Here is a 1,441-nt window from a genome sequence, read left to right as displayed (position 1 = left end):
GGCCGCTGCCTAATGCTGAAGTCAAGCCACGAGACGAAGAGTTGGCCGGGCTTCGAAGGGCCGACGGTCACGCAGGATGGCGTAGAGGACGTTGACCTTGCGCCGGGCGAGTGCGATCAGGGCCTGGTGATGGCGTTTGCCTTCCGCTCGTTTGCGGTCGTAGAAGGCCCGCGAGGTGGGATCGCGCTGGATGGAGCAGAACGCGGCCTGGTAGAAGACCCGCTTGAGGGCTTTGTCGCCGCCGGTCGCGCTGCGCGAGTAGCGGACCTTCCCGGACTGCGAGAGCACGGGGGACAGACCGGACGCGGCGGCCAGGGCGTCCCCGCCGGCGAAGCGGCGGATGTCGCCGACGGAGGCGATGAACTCGGCGGTCAGAGTGGCCCCCATCCCCGGCAGGCTGCGGATGAGGGCCCCGTCAGGGTGGTCGGCCACCAGCTGCCCGATCTCGGTTTCCAGCGTACTCAGTCGGGTTTTGCCGGCCAGCAGTTCGTCGGCGAGTTCGCGGATGAGGCGCGCGGTGCGCCGTTCACCGGGCACGACGGCATGCTGGGCCTGCGCGGAGGCGTGTGCCGCGTCTGCCAGGGATTGGGCGATGGCCGTCCTGACGCCGCGTTTGCGCAGGTAGTCCGCGATGCGGGTGACGCCGGCGCGGCGGATCTCTGCCGGAGTGACGTAGTGGCCCAGGAGGATGAGGCCCGACTTGTTCGTCGCGTCGACGGCTTTCTCCAGGCCGGGGTGGATGCCGGTGAGCAGGTCGCGCAGCCGCGCGGTGCGGGCGGTGGCCTCCTTGACCAGCGTGGTGCGGTGGCCGACCAGGAGCCGCAGTTCCACGGTGGCTTCCTCGGGCAGCTCGACGGTGCGCAGGTCCTCGCGGAGCATGACCTGTTCGGCGATGACTTTGGCGTCGCGCGGGTCGGACTTGTTCTCTCCGCCGCGGGTGGCGCGGCGGGCGCGGTTGACCGCCAGGCCGGGCACGTGCACGACGCGGAAGCCTGCGGCCAGCAGCATCGCGGTCAGCAGGGCTGCTATGCCGCCGAGAATGTCCAGCCCGATGGTGACGGGGCCGTGGTCGGCCTCGATGGTGTGCAGTTCGCCGATGGCCTGGTCGATGGCGGCCGGGTCGTTGTCGACCCGGCGGCTGAGCAGCGGCCGTCCCCGGTCGTCGGCGACCGCGAGCCAGTGGAAGTCCTTGGCGATGTCGAAGCCTGCGGTGGTGGTCACGGTCCCCTCCTCGTGCGGTGTGTGACGCGACTCCTTCCGCCTGTCCTCGCCCTACCAAGCGATCGTTCGCAGTGCCTAATCAGCAGTCCGGAAGAAGTGGCGGGGCAGGGGGACCAGCGGCCTGAGCCATCGAGGGCAGCCAGCATGAAAGCCATCCCTGCCCCACCCGCGCAGTCCCAGAGTCGCGAACTCTCGGGACGCACTCAAGAAGGTAGGGCCG

1 protein-coding gene is annotated in these 1,441 nt (G+C 69.8%); it reads right to left on the bottom strand.

Annotated elements, in window-relative coordinates:
• Nucleotides 1–21: 21 nt before the first annotated feature.
• Entirely contained in the window at nucleotides 22–1,221 is a 1,200-nt protein-coding gene (locus tag ACFPIH_RS56200) for an IS110 family RNA-guided transposase (protein ID WP_381188101.1), read from the bottom strand.
• Nucleotides 1,222–1,441: the final 220 nt, after the last annotated feature.

The organism is Streptomyces vulcanius, from assembly GCF_042653945.1.
GTDB lineage: Bacteria > Actinomycetota > Actinomycetes > Streptomycetales > Streptomycetaceae > Streptomyces > Streptomyces mangrovi.
The sequence above is the reverse complement of the archived record's forward strand: the minus strand, read 5'-3'. Positions and strand labels throughout refer to the sequence as shown.